The organism is Pseudomonas sp. JZ114 (assembly GCF_051027705.1).
GTDB classification, from domain to species: domain Bacteria; phylum Pseudomonadota; class Gammaproteobacteria; order Pseudomonadales; family Pseudomonadaceae; genus Chryseomonas; species Chryseomonas luteola.
Genome location: NZ_CP069256.1, coordinates 1,925,525 through 1,947,345, shown reverse-complemented (window position 1 = coordinate 1,947,345; position 21,821 = coordinate 1,925,525). Strand labels below are relative to the sequence as shown.

The window sequence follows — 21,821 nt, the reverse complement described above, 5'->3', positions numbered from 1 at the left end:
CCTTTCAGAAACTACGCTCTTGCAAAGCCTTCTCCAGCAGGATATTTGGATGCCATCCCAGTGCCTGCTCAACGGCTGCATTACTGCATGACCAGTCAGGATGTCTCAACTCACCTACCTTGGCGGGTGTCAGCATGGGTGCACGTCGTGTCAGGCGGGAAAGGGACAGATTGACCTGTGCCATTCCCTCAAGCACTGCGGCAGGCACAGTAACCTTACGCACCGGCCCTTGGCGAACTCTTTTAGCAATCTCGGCAATGCTCTGCCAGTCATAGCCGTCAGGATGACCATCACTAAGTTCATAGGTAGCCGAGTGTACCTGCGAGGCACCGACCCAGGCCACCACAGCGCGGACGAGATCTTCCACATGAATGAATGACAAGCGTGCGGATTGCTCACCCAGCGTCAATAGCCAGCCACGCAGCAACCACTGGAAGAGTGGCCGCATCTCCTTGTCGCCCGGCCCATAAACTGCGGTAGGTCTGAATACCGTAACCGGAAGGTCGCCGGCCCGTTGCTGGATAGCCTGCTCTGCCTCACGTTTGGAGGCTGCATACCAGGACAACTCTGGATGCCGAGCCGCTAAAGAAGACATCAAAAGAAACCGCCGGCCTGCACCAATCCGCCGTACAGCCTCCATCAGATGGGCGCTGCCGTCGACGTTGATCCGGTTGAACTGATGGGGCGTGCTGCCTCTAACGGCACCGGCAAGGTGGATAACAATGTCCGCCCCGTCTACCAGATGCTCAAGTGAATCAGGCTCCCCAAGGGAACCCTTGATCCAGGTGACACCGTCGCGGGGGCCGTCTTCGCGTCGGTTTAGAGCGCGTACCGTGAGATTCGCTTCAACCAGACGCTTGCGCAAGATGGTTCCGATAAAGCCTGTCGCCCCCGTGAGGGCGACAACCTGAGCGGTCAAAGGCTTATCCAGCAGCAAGAGAGAGGCCGCAATCAGCCTCGATCTGCTGGATAAACCGCTTGCGTGCCTCGGCTCGCGAGGGCTTGCCGGAGGACGTACGCGGTAATGAATGAGGCGGCACCAGCTCCACCCGGCAGGTAAGGCCAAACTCGCTGTTGATGAGCTTGGTCAGCGATTGAGCAAAATGCTCACGCTGTTCCAGATCCATGATACGGCACTGAACCTGGACGACGACCTGAGGCTCCTCTTCGCCTGGAATAAGAAAGGCAATGACGTCGCCGGGGCGAATATCCGGCTGGCATTCGGCCAGGTACTCAATGTCTTGAGGCCAGATATTACGTCCGCGCACAATGATCAAGTCCTTGCGGCGACCGGTAATATAGAGCTCACCCTTGGAGAGATAGCCCAGATCTCCCGTATCCAGCCAATCACCTTCAGGGCTCATGACTGCCTGGGTAGACTCTTCGTCGCAGAAATAACCCGACATTAGGCTCGGCCCTTTCAGGGTAATACGACCGATTGCACGCTCAGGCAAGGCATGTCCGTTGTCATCACGGATTTCAAGCGTATGTCCGGGCAGGGCCGCACCACAATTGACAAAGCTGCTGGCGTTGCTGTCCGGCCCGTCGAAAGGAATGGCCTGGGAATGGTGCTCAAGCTCCCAGCGATTGATACGGTCCGTCTGGATACCGGTATCACGACGCGCGAAGCTGACGCCCAGGGTGCTTTCCGCCAGTCCATAACAGGGCAAAAACGCCTTGCGATCAAAGCCCGTCCGTTCGAACTGCATGGCGAAACGGTTCAACACCTCTGCCCTGATAGGCTCGGCGCCAATACCTGCGATGCGCCAGCTGGACAGGTCAAAACGCTCCATATCGCTTTCGCGAACACGGCGCGTGCAAATGTCGTAACCAAAAGGAGGTGCAAACGAAATCGTACCGCGGTTCTGGCTGATCAGACTCAGCCACTGCCTGGGACGCATGGCAAAGTCCTGAGTCCGCAGATAGTCAACGGACAGTTGGGACGCCATCGGGCCAAGGACAAATCCGACCAACCCCATGTCATGATAGAACGGTAACCACGAGACGCAGCGATCACCCGGCTGAACGCCCAGGCCATCTCGCGTAATGCCTTGCAGATTCGCCATCACAGCCCGCTGCGTTACAACGACACCACGCGGGAAACGGGTACTGCCGGAGGTGTACTGCAAATACGCGACCTCATCGGCACGGGAAGGCGCCAGCTCGACTGCTATAAGCGGGCGCAAGGAGAGCTCCTTGGCCGTACCGATGAATCGCATCGGCTGCTCAGCGGCCTCCTTGGCAAACTTGACCAACTCGGCCGGTGCGAATACGACAGAGGCTTCGCAACTCTTGAGGAGTCCCTTGAGTTTCTTGACGTAGATATCGTGACTGCCTAGCCCCGAGGGAATCGGCAGCGGAACGGGCACAAAGCCGCCGTACTGACAGCCGTAGAAAACCTCCATGAAGGACAGATCGGTGTCGGCGATCAGGGCAACCCGATCTCCCCGCTCAAGGCCCAAACCATGAAGCCGTTTAGCGACCTTGAGAGCCTCTCTTCTAAGGGCACCGTACTGTACAACAGCCGTCAGGCGGCAACGGCCATCATAGAAGTTCAGCCCTGTTTCACCTTCAGCCGCATAATCAAGCGCTTCCGACAACGTCGAAAAATCAGCCAGGCGCTGAGGTAAACCGTGTTGAGTTAGTGTTGCAGACATGTACAGTTCGGCCATCCCTTTGGTCCTGCTTTCAGCACATCGCATGCAGCGGGCCGATCAGCAAGGCCAGCAGCGCATCAGTTCATCACGTAAATTAATGTTGTCGACCTCCTGAAACTCAATCGATGAATTCAGCTGAGGGGGTCCTGGCCAGGCACTATCACTGAACTCCCGGTCAGCCCAAGTACGGGGACTCTTGTAACGAGGTATTACATGAAAATGGACGTCTGGATCGACCATCATCAACATTAGATAGTTCAGTTTGTCGTAGTTGAAGATAGTTTTTAAAGTGCTTTCAATGTCGACAGTAACAGCTTTGAGCTCTGCAAATGCTGCCGGACTCAACTCGGCAAAGGCCGTCACCTGCTCCTTGGCAATCAATACCAGAGAGCCCAACGTTACCTGCTGGGGTCGCAACAGCACCGCCCAATATCGGTAATCACGAATCACAGTATCAGGAGCGCCAAACTTCTTCATGGTGGCGTTCAACGCATCAGTCGATTCCATCCAGACCCCATTGATCATCGTATGATTAGGTTCGGCTACGGAAGTTAAATGTTTATGCGCTGCTTTGAAAGCCTATTCGAATCACTAATGCTTGTTATTTTTTGAAACATCCGTAAACCATAAGCGCATAATCGTGCCGTGGGAAGAAGTAATGTGTGTATGTAAGGAAGCATGTTTCTAGTGCAACGCGAAGCATTGTTCAGCTAACCAAGCCAAAGGCCTTCATGTGGACCAACTTACTTCCGGGATCAAAGGAACAATCGAAGTCAGACCGGTTGTCAGCAAGACGGATATGGCGATCTTTATCGGTTTCCCGGGCCGCCTCTACAAGAGCGACCCGAACTGGGTCGAACCTTTGCATTTCGAGCGCCACGAGCACCTCTCCCGAAAAAATCCCGTATTCGAACATTTGAAATGGCGGGCCTGGATCGCCTGGTCAGGCCACGAGCCGGTAGGACGTATCACGGCGCAGGTGGACACGCTCCATCGAGAGCGTCATGGTCAGGACACCGGTCACTTCGGCATGCTCGAAGCCATTGATAATCCGACCGTCTTTCAGGCACTGATCGAGACGGCTGAAGCCTGGCTGCTCGAGCAAGGCGCTCGTCGTATTACAGGCCCTTTCAGCCTGACCATCAATGAGGAGAGTGGCCTTCTCGTCGAAGGCTTCGATACACCGCCAATGTTCATGATGAGCCATGGCCACCCTTACTACAGCCAGCAGCTGGAGAACAATGGCTACCGGCCCGCTGCCGATCTTCTGGCGTACTGGATGCGTACGGACGAGCTCAACTTCACGCCGACCATGCGCCGGATGATGGATCGCTACCGTGGGCGGGTTCGCATCCGAACGCTGGACCGTAGCCGTTTCGCCGAAGAAATGCAGACGCTGCGCGATATCTTCAACGATGCCTGGGCCAACAACTGGGGCTTCGTTCCCTTTACCGAAGCCGAGTTCCGGGAGATGGGTAATAACCTCAAGCTGCTGGTGCCCGATGACCTGCTGTACATCGCCGAAGTAGATGGCAAGCCCAGCGCATTCATCATTGCCCTGCCCAACCTGAATGAGGTGATCAGGCCACTCAACGGCAAGCTCCTGCCCTTTGGCTGGCTGCGTCTGCTGTGGCGACTGAAGATTCGCAAGCCAACCACGGCTCGTGTACCGTTGATGGGGGTACGTCAGGAACATCAATTTAGCCGCCTCGGTCCTACGCTGGCGCTGCTCCTGATCGAAGCGCTCAAACCACCCTTCGTCAGGCACGGCCTCGAAGCCCTGGAGATGTCCTGGATTCTGGAAAGCAATACCGGCATGCGCACTATTCTCGAGCAGATTGGCACCCACCAGTACAAGCGATACCGCGTTTATGAAAAGCAGCTCTGAATCCAAACCCTTTTCGGCACTGGTTCTGGCTGCTGACCGACATGACGGGGACGCAGTGGCAACGGCGGCCGGTGTGGACTGCAAGGCATTGGCAACCGTAGACGGCATTCCAATGGTTCGCCGCGTGACTAGCACCCTGCGCTCAAGCCCTCTGGTGGAGCGCATTACGCTCATAGGCCCTACCCGCGCCCTGTTGCGCCAGGAACCTCAGGTAGAAGCATGGCTGCAAGCCGGTGAAATCAACTGGCTGAGCCATGCTAACTCTCCCAGCGCCAGCGCCGCGCTCGGTCTTGAGGCGGAAGATCCAACGCAACCGGTGTTATTGACGACTGCCGACCATGCACTGTTGACGCCGGACATAGTCGATTACTTCCTGACCGAGGCCCGGCGCAGCGGATGTGACTTTGTGGTGGGCGTTGCTCGCCTGGAAACAGTCAAGGCGCGCTTTCCCGGAAATCGCCGTACGGCGATCAAGCTCAAGGACGGCCCTTTCTGTGGCTGCAACCTGTTTGCGTTTATGACGGAGCGTGGTCATCAGCTGGCTCCCTTCTGGAGACGGATCGAGCAGGAGCGCAAGCGACCATGGCGAGTCATCACGGGTGCTTTGGGCTGGACGGCAGTGCTTCGCTACCTGGCGGGAACGTTGACCTTGGAGCAGGCGCTGGAGCGGTTGTCACGCAAACTGAACATGCGAATTGGCGCGGTGGTGTTGCCCTTCGCCGAAGCCGCAGTTGATGTGGATACGCCAGCGGACCGTCAACTGGTAGAGACGATCCTGGCGGAAAGAGTTGGGCGTGAAGCGGCTCAGTATTGAGCCGCCGCTGATGTCGCCATCTGCCAGGTATGCACCTTGTGCTTGGCAGCTTCGAGATCCTGGGGGAAATCCAGCTCGCCCCAGCTCAGTCCTTCGATGGACTGTACGTAAACCTGGCCGGTCTGCTGAGCGATTTCATCGATAATGCTCAGATACCAGCGTTGCAGGGCTTCAGGCTTGCGCATGTTGTCTTCAAGCGCCTTGCGAAACAGAACGCCCCCCTCCGGCTGGAAGTACATCATGCCGATTGATTCGCCATTGACCGTTGGCAACGGCAACGTCTTGCCCACACGCATCAGCTGATCGCCTTCGAGACAGACCTTCATATCATCGCTGTCATAAGAGGGCTTGCGGTCGATGGCCAGTGTGATAGGCCGCGGCGACGCACCCAAAAGACGCTTGAGTACCGGTAGATCAAACAGCGTATCGCCATTGAGTAGCAGAAAATCATCACGCATGGCTTCTCGCGCCATCCAGCAACTGGCCAGGTTATCCGCAACCTCATAAAAGGGATTGAACAGCGTGTGGATGACGCCTGCACCATAACGGTCACTCAATACACGCTCTACCTGACCCGCCTCATAGCCTACGACAACCGTAATGTCTTCTATTCCTGCGGCCATCAGACCATCGATCTGCCATTCGATAACCGTACGCCCCTCAAGCTCGATAAGGCACTTGGGCTTGTTTTCAGTATAAGGAAGAAGCCGACGTCCTTGCCCCGCACTTAAAATGATCGCCCGACGGGGCTCATTCCGTTCAAGATGATTCAATGCCGTCTCCTAACAGGAAGGAACTTAACCACCTCGAAGCAGCCAAACCCCGGCCAAACATTTAAGGATGGTTATTCAGCCAGTTACGTATGAATAAACGGTATAGTAACCGGCGGGTGTTTTGGAACCACAGAAGGCTCCAGAGTTCATGCGTCTAATTGAGCGTTATGTTATCTCCGAGGTATGCCGTCCTTTACTGGCCATGGTGGGCATTCTTACCTTCATTTTTGCCAGCTACTCCTCGGAACGCTATCTGGCTGAAGCTGCGAATGGCACGTTGGCACTGAGTGTCGTTCTGGATATCGTCTATTACAAGGTACTTATTGCGCTCGAAGTGCTTGTCCCTGTAGCGCTTTATGTCGCGGTCGTCCTGAGCCTGGGACGTTTGTACCACGATACGGAAATGACGGCTATTGCTGCATCAGGTGTCAGCCCGCTGCGCCTGTATAAAGCCATCCTGTTGATTGCGCTGCCCGTTGCGATCGCGGTTGCCTGCCTTTCCCTCTATGGCCGACCCTGGGCATATGACAACGCTTATCGACTCGAACAGCAGTCCAAAACGGATCTGGACGTCAATCATTTGCAGGCCGAACGCTTCAACGTCAATGAAGACAATGGCAGGATGATCCTGGCAAAACACATCGAGCCTGACTCAGGCGCGTTAAAGGATGTGCTGATCTACGACAGCGGCGCAGAAAGAGCCCACCTGTTCAGGGCCCGCCAAGCATCGATTACAGACCCTAATCCGGAAGACCCTGTTCTGTCCTTGGAACAGGGTACTGCCTACTCGCTGGAGCGCCAGGGCAGCCGGGACCAGACCATGCTTTTCAAGGATATGACCCTGCACTTGGCGCCGGTTGCACAAACAGCCGAGTATCGCCGCAAGGCCGCACCCAGCAGTGCACTGGCAGCTTCGTCAGCCTTATCTGATCAGGCAGAGCTGCAATGGCGCCAGACCCGAGGCATCACCACCCTACTGCTGGCACTTTTTGCCATACCACTTAGCTATACCGCTCCCCGCAAGGGCCGTTTTGCGAGAATGCTACCGGTCACGGCAGCATTTGCTCTGGTTTTCTATGCCAGCGACATTTGCCGGAGCATGGTTGGCAATGGCTCGCTGCCCCTCTTTCCCGGCATGTGGCTGATCCCTATTCTCATGATGCTGGCGCTGCTTGTCGCCATCCGGCGGGACGTAGGCAAGAAGCGGATCCGCACGGCATGAAGATCATTGATAAATATCTGTTGCAGTCCCTCTTCATGGGCTTCATAGCCGCTGCCGCATTGTTACTGCCACTGTTCAGCACCCTGGACCTTGTCGGGGAGCTTGATGACATTGGCGGAGATTACCGGCTTGTCCAGGCCATTGAGGTAGTCGCCATGACGCTGCCTCGACGCATGGTAGAACTCGGCCCCTTCATTGCCTTGCTGGGCGGTATCGCTGCACTGGGGCAGCTGGCTCTGACGCAAGAGCTCAACACGCTGCGTGCTGCTGGCATCTCTGCTGCTCGTATCGGACTGAGTACCGTGTTAGCCGGCGCGCTGCTTGCGGTAGCACTGGCGGCAGTCGATGAGTTTGCTGCCTCGCCTCTTCAGCAAAGCGCTATTCAGCTACGTGCACATGCCATTGCCTCAGTCGAAGGGAATGGCAAGGATGGCAGCATCTGGGGGCGTAAGGACCAGCAGTTCGTTCGTGTAGGCGGGCTGCGCCTGGGACGGATTCCTACCCATATCGAAGTGTTCAGCTTTGACGGCGACCAGGTACTCAAGGAATATCTGTTTGCCAACTATGCCGACATTCAGCCCAAGGGGATATGGCAGCTGCATGAAGTGACAGTGAAGCGCTGGGTCGATAGTGACGAGACGGTCGAGCACATGGATCAGATGATTTGGCAATCAGTGCTGCCTGAAACGCGCCTGCAGGAGGTTGCGCTTCCGGCGGACAGTCTTTCCTCCCGGCAGCTCTACCACTACATCGAATTCCTGAAGGGTACCGCGCAACCATCGGCCCAGTATGAAGTGGCCTTATGGGAAAAGCTTGGAACACCTCTGCTGACCCTGGCCATGATACTGCTGGCAGTGCCTTTTTCATTTAGCCAAGTACGCTCCACCGGGCTGGGCAGCAAGCTGGCCCTTGGCGCAGTAACGGGGCTGCTAGTTTATCTGACCAATCAGATTATTGTAAATCTAGGCATTCTGTTCGGACTTGTTCCTGTTCTGGTGGGAACCGTTCCGGCGCTGTTAATGCTGGTATTCTCGATGAGCCTGATTTTTCGGTTCGACAGAAAACGATAAGGCGGTACGAAAGGCTGCCAAACAGGCTGCGGCCCTCGGCAGATAGGGCTTGCAAGGCTTAATAATTTAAATAACACATCCATTGCGTGGACTAAGGCAGAACTTATGACGATACAGGTCCATCTGGTAGGCCGTTGCGAGGTGATCTTGTGGGGCCTGACCTCACGGGAGCGACTGCGAAGAATCCTGAAGAAATTTCCCAAGGCGCATCTGGTCAGCCCCGGCGAAGCGCTTCCTGCTGAAGGTGATGTTCTGCTGCTGCGCGAGGATTACCTTTACGATGACCGGGTATTGAGAGGATTGCTGGATACCCAAGACGTTGCCTTGCAGGACCCTCGGGATGGCGCGGTTGTCGCGGCCCGACTCTCCGCCTCGCGCCTGTCTAGCGTGGCCGACCTGAATGCACCTGCTGTCGCTCAGCTGCGTCCTGCGCAACCTGACACCGTAGCCTCCGGCCTACAGACCCAGCTGCGCAAATTCGATCAGCCTTGGGTAGCAAGAATCACCCAAAGCAACCGCCAGCATCTGGAAAAGTCCTTGTTCAATGGTGCTTACAAGGGTGTAACGGACTTTATCACCCGCGGCGTCTGGCCTGTGCCGGCACGCTGGGTAACCCACCTGTGTGTTCGTCTGGGCCTGAGTCCCAACCACGTCACGACCGCCAGTTATGTGCTGGCCATCCTGGCCGGTTGGTGGTTCTGGAACGGGCAGTTCGGCCTGGGCCTGATCGCCGGCTGGATCATGACCTTTCTCGACACCGTGGACGGCAAACTTGCCCGCGTAACGGTAACCTCGACCCGCTTTGGCAATATTTTCGACCACGCTCTTGATATCGTGCATCCCCCGCTCTGGTACATCGCCTGGGGTATGGGGCTTGCTGCAACCTGGAGCTACAGCCTGCCGCTTTCTTTAGTGTTCTGGGCCATCTTTATTGGCTATGTAGCAGGACGCCTGTGCGAAGGCTCGTTCAAGTTTGCCGCCCCTTTTTCGATGTTCCTCTGGAAACCCTTCGACTCGCTGAACCGACTGGTTACGGCCCGTCGCAATCCCAACCTCTTGCTGCTCACGCTGGCATGGGCTGCTGGGGCCAATGATGTGGGACTGCTACTGGTGGCAGCCTGGACAGTCATCTCGACGCTTGTTCTGGCGTGGCGCGTCATATGGGCCATTACGTTGCGGCGACGCGGTGCTGAATTGCAGCCGTGGTTGAGCCAGATCGACCTCAAGGCTGAAGGGCATCGTCCGGTGGTTCGGCTATTTGCTCCCCGCTCCGGGCTGGCCGATGCCTGAATACGAACTTCCCGTACCGAAACGGATCGGGATACTCATGAATCCATTAAGCGGTCGTGTTCGTCGGCGTCTGCAGCCTTTACGTGCATCGATTGCCACCCTGCCCGGTGTCATGTTGCATGAGGCTTCAGAACCAGCGGATATTACCCGCGCGCTGCTTCAATGGCAGGGAACCTCACCAGAACTTGTGGTTGTAATCGGCGGCGACGGCACGTTACAAGCCGTCCTAACGGCTCTGCTACAAACGTCCTCCACGCCCTTACCTGCCTTGTTGGTAATTGCCGGTGGCACCACAAACATGAGTGCCGCCGACCTGGGCACACGGGCGAAACCTGAGGCCGTACTGAAGGCCTTGCGCGCCTGGCTGGAGGGCCAGGGAGCGGCGCCGCGCCAGGTGGAGCGCGCCGCGATAAAGGTCGAGGGCAACGAGACGAGCGGGCCACAGTACGGGATGTTTTTCGGCACGGGAGCGATTCTGAGCGGTGTCCGGTATTTTCATCAGCATGTTCGCCCAACGGGTGTACGCGGTGCGCTAGGCCCTGCCCTGGCCTTTATCCGTATGCTGCTGTCGCTGCTGCGCAGCAAACCCCATCCACTTCTCCCAGCCACACCCGCGTCACTGAGAACCGACACGCATGACTGGAGCAGCAGCTGGCTTCTGGTACTCGCGTCAACGCTCGATAATCTGTTGATCGGCTGCCGCCCGTATTGGGGCACCGAAGCGGCCCCCATGCATTTCACAGCCGTCGAGCATCAGCCGCGACGGCTGATACGCGTCCTACCGTTCCTGCTGTGCGGTCGCGGCAAATCGGTCGCGCATGAGCGGGACGGCTATATCAGTCGTAACCTCAGCACACTCAGTCTTGAGGGCAGCTCACATTTTCTTCTGGACGGCGAACAGTTCGAGGCTACTTGCCCGATTCGTCTTTCAACCACCGCTCCCCTGCGCTTTCTAACTTACTGAGGCCGGCCATGCCAGATCTTGCCCCGCTCCCCCGTCCTTCACCGGCATTGCTTGAGGTAATCGCCAGGCAAAGCGGGCAACCGGTACGCCAGGAACTCGATTGCCTGTGTGAAGCGGTCCAGAGAAGGTTTGGCGCGTCCGTTGTTGGCGTACTGTTTTATGGCTCCTGCCTGCGAAGTGGCAATCCGGCCGAAGGCATCGTTGACCTGTATGCCGTTGTCGATAGTTACGCAGAGGTACATGCCAATGCGCTGCTTAGGGCCGCTAATGCATGGCTACCGCCTAATGTCTTCATGCTTCAAGCCCGAACGCCAGAAGGAGAAGTGCTGCAAACCAAATGCGCGGTGCTTTCGCTGAAGGATCTGGAGCGCGGCACTGCCCGCTGGTTCCAGAGCTATCTATGGGGCCGGTTTGCGCAGCCGTCTCGCCTGGTGTACTGCCGGGACGACACGATACGGCAGCGTATTTATCAGGCACTGGGCTACGCCGTCTTGAGGTTAGTGGAACAAACACTGCCCTCGATGCCGGAACGCTTTAGCAGTGAACAGTTATGGCAAACGGGCCTTGCCTTGAGCTACGGTACTGAACTGCGTCCAGAAGCCGCAAGTCGGCCTGCCGAGCTGGTTCATTATGATAAAACCTACTACCGTCAGTTAACGGCAGCCGTTGTCAGTGACTTTTCCGGCATGCATCGAATAGCGTCTGAAGAGGATCTTTATTCGCATATGCCTTCCCGCGAGCGCTTGCAGCAAAGCCGACAGATGTGGAGCACCCGGCGGCGTCAGGGACGAATGCTGAATATTCTTCGGCTCATGAAGTCCGTTTTCACATTCGAGAATGGAGTGGACTACATCGCTTGGAAGCTAGAACGGCATATGGGCCGGCCAATTGAGGTAACGCCTCGGCTGCGCCGCTACCCGCTGATCTTCGGCTGGCCGTTGCTGTGGCGGTTATTGAGGGAACGTCGTTTACGCTAAATCGAACGCAAGCGGAGCGCTCTTCGCTTGCATCAGGAACCATGCGGCACTGCCTACGAGGTGAAGAGTGGAAAAGACCCAGGACAACGCCACGCTGTCTACTCAGAAACGTAAACGCAAAAAGCACCGCCCCAGTGTGGCGATCGGTCTCTGGATCATCAAGCGCCTGGAAAAAGCGATCAAGCACTACTCCAAGGTAGAAACGACACCCTTTATCGATGCCGGCCAGTTTGCCTGGGTGCCTGAACTGGAAACCCACTGGGAAACGATTCGTGCCGAGCTGAACGAAGTCTTGCAAAACAAGCACAAGATTCCCAATTTCCAGGACATCTCCAAGGACCAGAAAAACATCACCCAGGATGATCGTTGGAAAACCTTCTTCCTGTACGGATACGGCTACAAGATGGATGGCAATTGCCTGCGCTGCCCGGAGACAACTCGCATCATCGAGTCCATCCCAGGCATGTTCACGGCGTTCTTTTCCATTCTGGAGCCTGGAAAGCACATCCCACTGCACCGCGGTCCCTACAACGGACTGCTCCGGGCTCACCTGGGGCTAGTCGTCCCCGAGCCGAAAGAAAAGTGCCGTATTGAGGTGGGTGGCGAGACCCGGCACTGGGAAACCGGTAAATGCATGATCTTTGACGATACCTACCGACATCAGGTCTGGAACGAGACCGATGGCGTCCGCGTAGTGCTGTTCCTGGACATTCAACGACCCTTGGCTTGGCCGGGCTCGCTGCTTAACCGGATCATCTTACGATTGATTCGCTGGTCACCCTTCATTCAGGATGCGCGGCGCAACCATCGCGCCTGGGAACGTGGTTTGGAGCCGTAACGATAGAATAACGGCTCGGCGTTTCCTGGCGTCGAGCTGTCACTCAAACGTAGTTATTCATCCAGCAATTTCTGAGCATCGTCCCACGCAGCAAGATTGCGACGTGCTTCCTGAACGAAGGGGCTCCGCTTTACTGCACCTAAAAACAGGTCGCCCAAGAGCCGTCCCGGGAGGCGCAATGGCCGTTTGAACTGGATCAGTAGCACGACCCGCGTCTGATCGGTTTCATTCCAGACCTCATGGGGATAGGTGTCATCGAACACGATACATTTGCCATCGTCCCAATAGACCATTTCATCCCCTACCTGAATGCGGCAATTTTCACGTGGAGTGGGCGTCAGCAGTCCCAGGTGACACGTCATGATGCGCTTGGTCACTCCGGTATGCCGTGGAATGTGCGCACCCGGCGTCAGGATGGAAAAGAAAGCACTGTTCAGACCTGGCACTACGGACAAGGCCTCGGTGGTCTTTGGGCAACGCAGGCAATTCTCTTCGATCTTGTAGCCATACCCCCACAGAAAATAGGAGCGCCAGCTATTACCCTCGGCAATTCTGCGGTGATCAGGCGAAATATCGCGAAGCGCAGGAATTGAATCCATGCCCTGCAAGAGCTGTTGTACCTCCTGTCGTATACCCTCCCAATGCTGCTCCAGCGAGGCCGTCCAGGGAAACAGCTGCTTATCGAATACAGGCGGATCGCCGACCAGAGAATTTTTGGCCAGATAGCTGTTAAGCGCGGGCCGCAGCTTTTTACCGGTCCGGTAGAGGGCGCTGCGTTTGACTTTTGTTTTAGCGGCAACAGGAGGTGCGGCGTTGGTCATTGTACGTGTGTCCTGACGGTATTCGATGCGGCCCAGCGGACCGCCTGCATGTATGCGCCTAGATGCGATTTGCCGACAAGGCCCGCTCGCCTGTAATCACGGCCCGTACGGCCTCGATAGCACGCTGGCGCGAGGTAGCCATAAGTGCTGGCGACAGACCTGGCATTTGATCAAGTCCCTGCGGCAAAGGCAAAAGCCCCAGCGCTACATGAACTTCCTCGATTCTTCGCTCACGCTTGATGAGTCCTTCCTCTACAAGACTGTCGTAGAGTCGTCCGGTCTTGTTCTGCTGCCGGGGCGTGCCACGGCTACCTGCCACCCGGTCAATCACGCCCAGCTTGCGTTCAAGCGCATGATGCACACGCGCCTTGAAATGGCGCCGTACCGGTAATGGGAAAACTGCAACCGGTTTGCCGGTCAGGGCAGCCTCCGTCAGCATGGAGACACTTTCGCCGGTCACGATGAAGGCATCAGCCAACGCCAGCAATGCCCGGTAGGGATTATCGCTACCCTTGTCGAAACGGTAACACCAGTGCGGCGTCTCGATGGCCTGTAATAGCGACTGGGTAACCGGTTCTGCGGTACGGGGGCTTGTAGAAATCAGAAGCGATCCCCCCTTGGCCCCGACAGCAGCGCTGGCTTGGGCACCCAGCGCTCGCCCTGCGGCCTTATCCAGTTCATAAGGAATACTGCTTCCCCCTACCAACATGGCAACCCAGGGCCGCGGCAGATGCGCAAAACGCTCTTTCCAGACCGCCAGCTCCTGGTCAGACGGTATCTGATTCTGGATAAAGGGCACGGGTAAATCCACTACGTTGTCCCGTAGTGGCAGGCTGTATTGAGGTGTGGTCAGGACCAGATCAAAGCTGGATAACGGTGCGCGTGGGCGCCCAACGACCACCAGACGGCTCCGCCCTTCGGAACGGCGCTGGATCCAGTGCGCCACCGGTGCTGTACGTCGTCCCGAACTCAAGACAAGATCCGGCCAGGGCGCGGCAAGACCCGGCGCGGACTGAGCCATCTTGCCCTGCAACAAGGCACCCGGCACATACTTGGCCGGCTTGAACCGCGTTTCCTTGCATTCATATGGCCAGCCAAGCGACTCGGCAATGGCAACCAGCTGTGCATTATCGCCCGCATGTTGGCCCAGCAGTACCCACACCCTGGGCAGCGCCTCTGCCCGTCGGGAACGTAACGGGAAGTCCGCCAGATAACGCTGCAAGGTGCCGTTATCGTCTTCGCAATCAAGCTGCCAGCAACGATCCGGATAGCGCTGGGACACACGGCGCAGCAGTGCCCGCCATCCCTTGATCGAGCTGATGAGTGACTCATCCGTCCCCAGTCCTGTCCGGATGTAGACAAAACCGCGGCTAAGCCTGAACAGCCGGTCCACGAGCCAGGGCACATCTTCCGGTGGCAGATGCTCAAGACCACTGACCGCCAAAAGGTCATGGCTGGGCAGGTCTGGTTGGCGCAATTGCTCGAAGCGGTAGTGGGTCGTAGCCAGTGAGTCCTTATGAACATCAGTCCAATGCCCTACGAAGGCGATATCGTTGCCGCTCAGTGCGCTTGCAAAGGACAGGACATCCGATGGCAGAGACGCAGCAGGCGATGCCAGCGTCTGACAGGCTGCGTTAAAGTCTGGGCTAGGACTCGCCATGGTGTAAGGCTCGTAACCTTTAGCATTGGCCGCCTGCTCAAGGCTCAGGAAATACTCGGCATACGGGTTGATCTGATAGGAGTATTGCTCAGGTGTTGGCCGCCAGGGCTGCAAGTGCAGCGTGGTGTAGTGCAGCAATCTGGAACGGCCATGCTCATACTCAAGGTCACGCGCATGCCAGACGGGGTCGAGCTGTCCCCACAGGCCGGGCTTCTCGGCAGCCTGGGCGTGCAAAACTTTCTTGCTTTCACAACGTGCCTTTTCAAAATTCCATACCTCGACCATGCGCTCGCAATCGATCAAGGTGACGGCCGTGTCGTTTGGGGTTAACGCCAGATAACCATGCTCACCCATGGGCTGGTCGAAGAGGTCCGCCGGATCAGCCGTATAGATCTGGTCCACATCGTTATAAATGGCGCGCCCGTGACGTCCGGCCAGATCCGGAATGGCAAACCGATAATTCGTAAACCCGGTACGCCAGCGGCTTTCATCAAAGCCAGGCAGACGGGTCATGCGGTAGACCTCGTAACGCCGATCAGGATTGCGCACCTGCTCCAACGAATACACGAAGATCCGCTCGGCGCGGTATTGTGCAGGCTCGGTTCCCAGGAAAATGCGTACAGCCGGCTGTTCGGGCGCCCCTGCCCTTGCTTCCAACACAATCGGCACAATATGCGGAACCGCCATGGGCGCGTGGGCAGCCTGGCTACCGGATGTTCCGGCCGAAGCGGTGGAGGGAGACACTCGTTTTTTTTCCGAACGGGGCAGTTTCCACTTACGTATAGCGCGCGGCGCTTTCCAGGCAAAGAAAGTCATGCGTCCTCTTATGCTTCGATCTGAGGCAGAACAGCTGTACAACCTGCCTTGGTTGCTGACGGAAGAACTATAGTTCCCCTGTTCAGATTGAACAGGTTCTTGCACACATCACAAAGCGCGTGGCTGGCCCTTTGCTATCACTGCTTTTCCTATACTGCCAGCCCGTGAAGCCAACCCGCGTTCTATCAGCGATTCGTGTTGCAGACAACCGCTTTTGCGCGTTTGCGCCTAGCGCTGGCATGTACCTTGAACATCCGGTCAGGTTTTTCACGCTCACTCTATAAGAGGCTATTCCATCCCATGCTGAAAAAATCCCTCGCAAGCGCGCTAGGACTGGCAGGTCTGCTGGGCGGGCTTACCGCGGCGCCCCAGGTATCCGCAGCGGAAAAACCCATTGCGCCCAAAGTCATGCTGATCGCCATGTTTGGCCCGGAAGCCAAGACCTGGACCGAGCAACTCAAGCTCGATAGAAAGGTGCCGGTCGAAGGGCTGTCTGCCGAGTATCCGGATGTGCTCTGTAATGAGGCGCAGGTGTGTCTGATGACGACCGCAATGGGGCACACCAATGCCGCGGCCTCGACCATGGCATTAGCCTTCTCGCCCAAGTTCGATCTGCGCAAGACCTATTTCCTGGTTGCTGGTATTGCAGGAATCAACCCGCACGAGGGCACCATTGGCACTACGGCATGGGCGCACTATCTCGTGGATTTTGGCATCCAATGGGAGCTGGACGCTCGAGAAGCTCCGGCTGACTGGAAAGGTGGCTATCTGGGTATCAATACGCGTCATCCCACTCAAAAGCCTCCTCTGGACTACAAGACCGAGGTGTTCGAGGTTAACCAGAAGCTGATGGAAAAGGCTTATGCCCTTTCCAAGGACGTCAAGCTCATCGAAAGCCCCGAGTCTACTGCGTGGCGCAAGAAGTACAACTATGCGCCTGCCAACCAGCCTCCTGTGGTTACCCGCTGTGACACCGTCGCCGGCGATACCTGGTTCTCCGGTACGCTGCTCTCCCAGCGCGCCGAAGAATGGACGCGTACGCTGACGGATGGAAAAGGCCGTTACTGCACTACGCAGCAAGAAGACAACGCCACTTATGAGGCGCTGCTACGGGCCAGCCGTACGGGCCGTGTCGATATCCAGCGCCTGGCCGTAGTGCGTGGCGGCTCTGACTTCGATCGCCCTTATGAGGGGTATTCAGATGTTGAGAACCTGATCGACTACGCCAAGCAAGGCGGCTTCGAACCCGCCCTGGAAAACCTGTTCCGTACAGGCAATCCTCTGGTACAGGACATCGTTAAGAACTGGAGTGCCTGGGAAAAGGGCGTTCCCTCCTCCTGATTAATGAAAACAGGACCGGGCATAATAGATGTTCGGTCCTGTCAGTCACCCTAGCCGCACCGTTAACGTGCAGTGTCGCCCGTAAACGGACCATTCCCGTAACCATTCTAGAAATTGGTTCGCATAGAGACTGAACCAATGCCAGATCATCCCCTACTCCCTGCCTCCACACCTTTGTACCAAAAGCCTGACACGCCTGTAGTCATAGCCTAAGCGCCCGGTCATAACCGTTTCGCCAGTATGAACCAATCGCTATTGGCATCTCGCTTGCAAAACTGCCTGTAACTGTTGCGCCCTACTATCAAGCATATACGAGGCGCACAGACAGACATTCATGTTGGCCTGAGAGAGCATGATGCAAACGTGCGAAACGGAAACTCCTATCGATCAATCAGCCCGGATGGCACTCGATGCCCTTCGCCAGCTGGTGGCACAGCATTCGGCATTTCCGGAACGACCTCTGCCTCCGGAGCGTGATCTGGCTGCTGGCTTTGGCGTTAGCCGTCGCTCGGTTCGCCGCGCCCTTTCAGTGCTTGAAGCAGAAGGACAGGTGTGGCGCCGCCAGGGCAAAGGCACCTTTGTAGGCCCAACCCCACCCAGTGCGTCCCTGAGCTTTACCAAGCTGTCCAGCCGAACCAACTTCATCGAAATCATGGAGGCCCGCCTTTACCTGGAACCTGCTCTTGCCTCACTGGCTGCCATTCGCGCCAGCGGCGAGCAGATGGCAATGCTGCGGAGGCTCGCTGAACGTACCGGCCAACAACTCAATGCCCAGACGCCCGATGCAGAAGCACTGGAACTCTGGGACAGCGCCTTTCATAGAGGCATTGCGGAAGCCGCTGGCAACCGACTGATGCTGGATATTTTCGAAATGTTCGATGCCATTCGCCTGGACTCTGTCTGGCGCGACCTGCGCCAGCGTGCCCGCAACACTGACCGCATGCATGCGTATAGCCATGATCACGACGACATTGTGTCCGCGATCGAACAGCGTGACCCCGGCAAGGCGGCGATGGCCATGCGTGGCCATTTGCGTGCGTTGCAACAGGCGCTCGACACCGTTATCCATCACGATCTGGTGAACAGTTTATGAGCGAATCCCCATGCTCTGTCTTGAGTATCCGTAACCTGACCGTTCGCTTTAAAGGTGCAGCGGCCAATGTAGTAGATGGCTTGTCATTCGACATTGCGCCAGGTCGAACCCTGGCCATTGTTGGTGAATCCGGCTGCGGCAAGAGCGTAACATCCATGGCGCTGATGGGGCTTCTACCGGATAGCGCCCAAGTGCATGCCGATACTTCGACCTTCCTTAACGAACCTTTGCTGGCAATGACTGAGCAGCGTCGCCTGGATGTACGCGGTAACCGCCTGGCAATGATCTTTCAGGAACCCATGACGTCACTCAATCCGGCATTCACCATAGGTGATCAGATCACCGAGAGCGTCGTGCGTCACCAAAGCCTGTCTCCCCAACAAGCCCGCCGCCGGGCATTGGAGATGCTGGAAAAAGTCCGTATACCCGCAGCGGCTCAACGGCTGGAGGCTTTTCCCCACGAATTGTCAGGGGGTATGCGCCAGCGGGCCATGATTGCCATGGCGCTTGCCAACGACCCAGCCCTCATCATTGCCGATGAACCAACCACTGCACTGGATGTAACCATTCAGGCGCAGATTCTTTCCCTGATCGCAAACCTGCAAGCCGAAACCGGAACAGCCATGATGCTGATTACCCATGATTTGGGCGTCGTTGCAGAAGTAGCTGACGATGTAGCGGTCATGTATGCGGGCCAGGTTGTCGAAAGCGGTCCCGTTACTGCGCTGTTCGATGACCCTCAGCACCCCTACACCATTGGCCTGATGGGCTCGATGCCCTCGATGGGCCCGCGTGAAGATCGCTTGGCCACCATTGCCGGCCGTGTTCCCACGCCTGCAGAAATGCCCAGTGGCTGCCGCTTCGCCAGCCGCTGCCCTTTTGTGATTCAGGCGTGCCGCGCAGATCGTCCCCCGCTACGCGAGATCACACCAGGGCATCTGGCAGCATGCATTCGTACACCGCTGGAGCAGCACTTGGGAGTTAGCGCATGAAAACGCCCGAACGCCCTATTCTTGAAGGCCTTCATCTGACCAAACACTTCACGTCACCTACAGGCTTTCTGCAACGCAAGAAGGCTCCTGTTCAAGCCGTCACGGATGTTTCCCTGTCGATCAAGCGAGGCGAGACGTTAGCCTTGGTAGGCGAGTCGGGCTCCGGCAAGTCAACCCTGGGGCGATTGCTGCTCAACCTGCTGGCGCCTACCGCTGGCGATGTCATCTACGAAGGCAGAAACCTGGGAAACCTGCCTGCGGATAAGCTCCGGCAGGCAAGGCGGGAATTGCAGATCATCTTTCAAGACCCCTTTGCCTCACTCAACCCCCGGATGACAGTGGCCTCTATCATTGGCGAACCCATCTGGCTGCACACCGATAGCCACCGCGCAGATCGCGCAGCACGAGTAGCAGAACTCTTGCATACCGTGGGCCTGGCCCCTGAACATGCCAACCGTTATCCCCATGAGTTTTCCGGTGGGCAACGCCAGCGTATCGGCATTGCTCGCGCCTTGGCCTCCAATCCACGCTTGATCCTGGGGGATGAACCGGTTTCGGCATTGGATGTGTCGGTCCAGGCGCAGGTCGTCAATTTGCTGGAAGACCTCAAGCATCAGTTTGGGCTGACGCTGCTTATCGTGGCCCATGGACTGGCCGTGATCCGCCATATGAGCGACAGAGTCGCCGTGATGTATCTCGGGGAGATCGTGGAGCTGGCCGAGGTCGACACGCTGTTCGAAACACCACTTCACCCGTATACACAAGCGCTTATGGCCGCTGTGCCTGTCAGCCACCCCGGTCTGCGACGGGCTCGCCCCGTATTGGGTGGGGATATGCCAAGCCCGGCCAATCCACCGCCCGGTTGCCGTTTTCACACGCGCTGTCCCCATGCCCGCCCCCTCTGCAAAGAGGCAAAACCTGCCTTTGAATCTGTCGAAGGGGCGCGTCAGGTTGCCTGCCATTTCTGGCGCGAAGTTGCGAATGCCGGAGCAGGCAATTTGATTGTGCCAGCTCCCAGCCCCGCCTTTTCCCAACGCCTTCATCTATTCAAAAGCCATCAGCCCCTTGCCCTGGAGAGCCAGCCTTGAATCCTGTACGCCTGTTGACTGGAGCCTTGTTATTGACGATCGGCACCACGGCATTTGCCGAAACCACCCTGCGCATCGGCATCCAGGACGACCCGGATGTTCTGGATCCGCACCGTTCACGAACCTATTCGGGACGTCTGGTATACACCGCCCTGTGCGACAAACTGGTGGATGTTGCGCCGGACCTAACCTTTGTACCGCAACTGGCCACAGGCTGGAGCTGGAGCGACGACAACCTAACCCTGACCATGACGTTACGTGAAGGAGTGACCTTTCATGATGGCGAAGCCTTTGATGCCGCCTCGGTCAAATTCAATCTGGACCGAGCTCGTACCTTGCCCGATTCACTGCGCAAGAGCGAACTGGCCTCTATCGAACACGTGGATGTAATCGATCCCAAGACCGTAGCGATCAAGGTGAAGCAACCGGACGCTACCCTGATCGCCCAGCTTTCCGACCGGGCCGGCATGATGCTTGCCCCCAACGCATCACAAAGCGATGTCGGGTCCAAACCTGTCTGCTCCGGACCCTATAAATTCGTGCAGCGCGTACAGCAGGATCGCATCGTGCTGGAGCGCTTCGATCATTACTGGAACAAGCAGGCCTATCACTTTGATAAAGTGATTTTCCTGCCCATACCTGACACGTCGGTTCGTCTCGCAAACTTGCGCTCTGGAGACCTGGACATCGTCGAACGTGTTGCTCCCACGGACATCAAGGCGGTCAAGGATGACCGGAATCTTACGGTCTACAACACGCCCGGCCTGGGGTATATGCAACTGATGGTCAATGTCGCCAATGGTGACAAAGCCAAAAATCCGTTGGGAAGTGACAAGCGTGTCCGCAAGGCCTTCGAGCTGGCAATGGACCGGGACGCTATCAACCAGGTGGTATTCGAAGGGCTCTACGCGCCGGGCAATCAACCCTTTCCACAAAGTAGCCCTTATTTCGATAAGGAGCTACCACTCCCCTCGCGAGACATTGCCAAGAGCCAAGCGCTGCTGGCGGAAGCAGGCGTGAAGCTCCCGGTAAACGTTGAGCTCAAGGTTGGCAATACACCTGTCTCTCAGCAGGTAGGCCAAATTATCCAGGCGATGACGTCCGAAGCGGGCTTCAACGTCAATCTGGTCGCCACCGAGTACGCGACGCTTCTTAACGAGCAGCAATCCGGAAACTTCCAGGTAGGTATGAGCGCCTGGTCCGGTCGTCCTGATCCAGATGGCAATATCCATCAGTTCGTGACCTGCAAAGGAAACCAGAACGATGGCCATTACTGCAATCCAAAGCTGGATGAGCTGCTTAATAAGGCACGTACTGTCAATGACCAGGCCCAGCGTCAGGATCTGTATCGCCAGGCGATGACCATCGTGGCGGACGAAGCGCCGAACATTTACCTCTACTTCGAGCCTCGACTGATTGTGGCGAATCGCAAAGTGACAGGGTATGTCTCCAACCCGGACGGACTGATCCGCCTGGCCAACGTGTCATTCGCGCAATGACCGATACGGCCCGTTGCA

19 protein-coding genes are annotated in these 21,821 nt (G+C 57.0%); 13 read left to right on the top strand and 6 right to left on the bottom strand.

The window, feature by feature from the left end:
- Nucleotides 1–4 precede the first annotated feature (4 nt).
- The 3 genes from JQR90_RS09065 to JQR90_RS09055 are packed head-to-tail and all read right to left on the bottom strand — an operon-like array spanning nucleotide 5 to nucleotide 3,164.
- Nucleotides 5–919 carry an NAD-dependent epimerase/dehydratase family protein gene (locus tag JQR90_RS09065; protein WP_010798134.1) on the bottom strand — a complete coding sequence of 305 codons (915 nt, stop codon included), beginning with the start codon at nucleotides 917–919 and terminating at the stop codon, nucleotides 5–7.
- A 4-nt stretch (nucleotides 920–923) separates the two neighbouring features.
- On the bottom strand, nucleotides 924–2,672 hold the full coding sequence (locus JQR90_RS09060) for a fatty acyl-AMP ligase (RefSeq protein ID WP_010798133.1): 1,749 nt from the start codon (nucleotides 2,670–2,672) through the stop codon (nucleotides 924–926).
- A gap of 42 nt (nucleotides 2,673–2,714) precedes the next feature.
- On the bottom strand, nucleotides 2,715–3,164 hold the full coding sequence (locus JQR90_RS09055) for an HIT family protein (RefSeq protein WP_037030207.1): 450 nt from the start codon (nucleotides 3,162–3,164) through the stop codon (nucleotides 2,715–2,717).
- Nucleotides 3,165–3,390: 226 nt separating this feature from the next.
- Here JQR90_RS09055 and JQR90_RS09050 point away from each other — a divergent pair, with 226 nt between their 5' ends.
- Nucleotides 3,391–4,545, top strand: a complete 1,155-nt coding sequence (locus JQR90_RS09050) for a hypothetical protein (protein ID WP_010798131.1) — start codon at nucleotides 3,391–3,393, stop codon at nucleotides 4,543–4,545.
- Nucleotides 4,529–5,359 (top strand): nucleotidyltransferase family protein, encoded by an 831-nt coding sequence (locus tag JQR90_RS09045; RefSeq protein ID WP_010798130.1) that lies wholly within the window; start codon nucleotides 4,529–4,531, stop codon nucleotides 5,357–5,359. Before JQR90_RS09050 ends, JQR90_RS09045 begins: the two co-directional genes overlap by 17 nt.
- Here the strand turns inward: JQR90_RS09045 and JQR90_RS09040 are convergent.
- Nucleotides 5,350–6,132 (bottom strand): NTP transferase domain-containing protein, encoded by a 783-nt coding sequence (locus JQR90_RS09040; protein WP_010798129.1) that lies wholly within the window; start codon nucleotides 6,130–6,132, stop codon nucleotides 5,350–5,352. The two genes, JQR90_RS09045 and JQR90_RS09040, sit on opposite strands and share 10 nt — an antisense overlap.
- Before the next feature lie 148 nt (nucleotides 6,133–6,280).
- Between JQR90_RS09040 and lptF the strand changes: the two genes are divergently transcribed.
- From lptF to JQR90_RS09010, 6 genes are all read left to right on the top strand, one after another.
- Complete coding sequence (gene lptF / locus JQR90_RS09035) at nucleotides 6,281–7,354, top strand: LPS export ABC transporter permease LptF (RefSeq protein WP_010798128.1); 1,074 nt, start codon at nucleotides 6,281–6,283, stop codon at nucleotides 7,352–7,354.
- A complete protein-coding gene (gene lptG, locus JQR90_RS09030; RefSeq protein WP_010798127.1) occupies nucleotides 7,351–8,424 on the top strand; it encodes an LPS export ABC transporter permease LptG in 1,074 nt (357 codons plus the stop codon). The genes lptF and lptG overlap by 4 nt, the downstream gene beginning before the upstream one ends.
- A gap of 105 nt (nucleotides 8,425–8,529) precedes the next feature.
- Nucleotides 8,530–9,714 carry a CDP-alcohol phosphatidyltransferase family protein gene (locus tag JQR90_RS09025; RefSeq protein ID WP_010798126.1) on the top strand — a complete coding sequence of 395 codons (1,185 nt, stop codon included), beginning with the start codon at nucleotides 8,530–8,532 and terminating at the stop codon, nucleotides 9,712–9,714.
- A 37-nt stretch (nucleotides 9,715–9,751) separates the two neighbouring features.
- Complete coding sequence (locus JQR90_RS09020; protein WP_010798125.1) at nucleotides 9,752–10,678, top strand: diacylglycerol/lipid kinase family protein; 927 nt, start codon at nucleotides 9,752–9,754, stop codon at nucleotides 10,676–10,678.
- Between the two features lie 8 nt (nucleotides 10,679–10,686).
- Nucleotides 10,687–11,655, top strand: coding sequence for a hypothetical protein (locus JQR90_RS09015; protein ID WP_010798124.1), 969 nt, complete (start codon nucleotides 10,687–10,689; stop codon nucleotides 11,653–11,655).
- A gap of 67 nt (nucleotides 11,656–11,722) precedes the next feature.
- Nucleotides 11,723–12,493 (top strand): aspartyl/asparaginyl beta-hydroxylase domain-containing protein, encoded by a 771-nt coding sequence (locus JQR90_RS09010; RefSeq protein ID WP_010798123.1) that lies wholly within the window; start codon nucleotides 11,723–11,725, stop codon nucleotides 12,491–12,493.
- A gap of 53 nt (nucleotides 12,494–12,546) precedes the next feature.
- On the opposite strand, the gene JQR90_RS09005 is transcribed toward JQR90_RS09010, so the two are convergent.
- A complete protein-coding gene (locus tag JQR90_RS09005; RefSeq protein ID WP_010798122.1) occupies nucleotides 12,547–13,314 on the bottom strand; it encodes an aspartyl/asparaginyl beta-hydroxylase domain-containing protein in 768 nt (255 codons plus the stop codon).
- Nucleotides 13,315–13,372: 58 nt separating this feature from the next.
- The gene (locus JQR90_RS09000; RefSeq protein ID WP_434140745.1) at nucleotides 13,373–15,790 is read right to left on the bottom strand and encodes an ELM1/GtrOC1 family putative glycosyltransferase; all 2,418 of its coding nucleotides are present in this window, start codon (nucleotides 15,788–15,790) and stop codon (nucleotides 13,373–13,375) included.
- A gap of 300 nt (nucleotides 15,791–16,090) precedes the next feature.
- On the opposite strand from JQR90_RS09000, the gene JQR90_RS08995 reads away from it, so the two are divergent.
- The 5 genes from JQR90_RS08995 (at nucleotide 16,091) to JQR90_RS08975 (ending at nucleotide 21,803) form a co-directional block, all read left to right on the top strand.
- Entirely contained in the window at nucleotides 16,091–17,131 is a 1,041-nt protein-coding gene (locus JQR90_RS08995) for a purine-nucleoside phosphorylase (protein ID WP_434140744.1), read from the top strand.
- A 355-nt stretch (nucleotides 17,132–17,486) separates the two neighbouring features.
- Nucleotides 17,487–18,224 carry a FadR/GntR family transcriptional regulator gene (locus JQR90_RS08990; protein ID WP_125889078.1) on the top strand — a complete coding sequence of 246 codons (738 nt, stop codon included), beginning with the start codon at nucleotides 17,487–17,489 and terminating at the stop codon, nucleotides 18,222–18,224.
- Nucleotides 18,221–19,216, top strand: a complete 996-nt coding sequence (locus JQR90_RS08985; RefSeq protein WP_010798118.1) for an ABC transporter ATP-binding protein — start codon at nucleotides 18,221–18,223, stop codon at nucleotides 19,214–19,216. Before JQR90_RS08990 ends, JQR90_RS08985 begins: the two co-directional genes overlap by 4 nt.
- A complete protein-coding gene (locus tag JQR90_RS08980) occupies nucleotides 19,213–20,304 on the top strand; it encodes an ABC transporter ATP-binding protein (RefSeq protein WP_010798117.1) in 1,092 nt (363 codons plus the stop codon). The genes JQR90_RS08985 and JQR90_RS08980 overlap by 4 nt, the downstream gene beginning before the upstream one ends.
- Nucleotides 20,301–21,803 (top strand): ABC transporter substrate-binding protein, encoded by a 1,503-nt coding sequence (locus tag JQR90_RS08975; protein ID WP_010798116.1) that lies wholly within the window; start codon nucleotides 20,301–20,303, stop codon nucleotides 21,801–21,803. The genes JQR90_RS08980 and JQR90_RS08975 overlap by 4 nt, the downstream gene beginning before the upstream one ends.
- Nucleotides 21,804–21,821 lie beyond the last annotated feature (18 nt).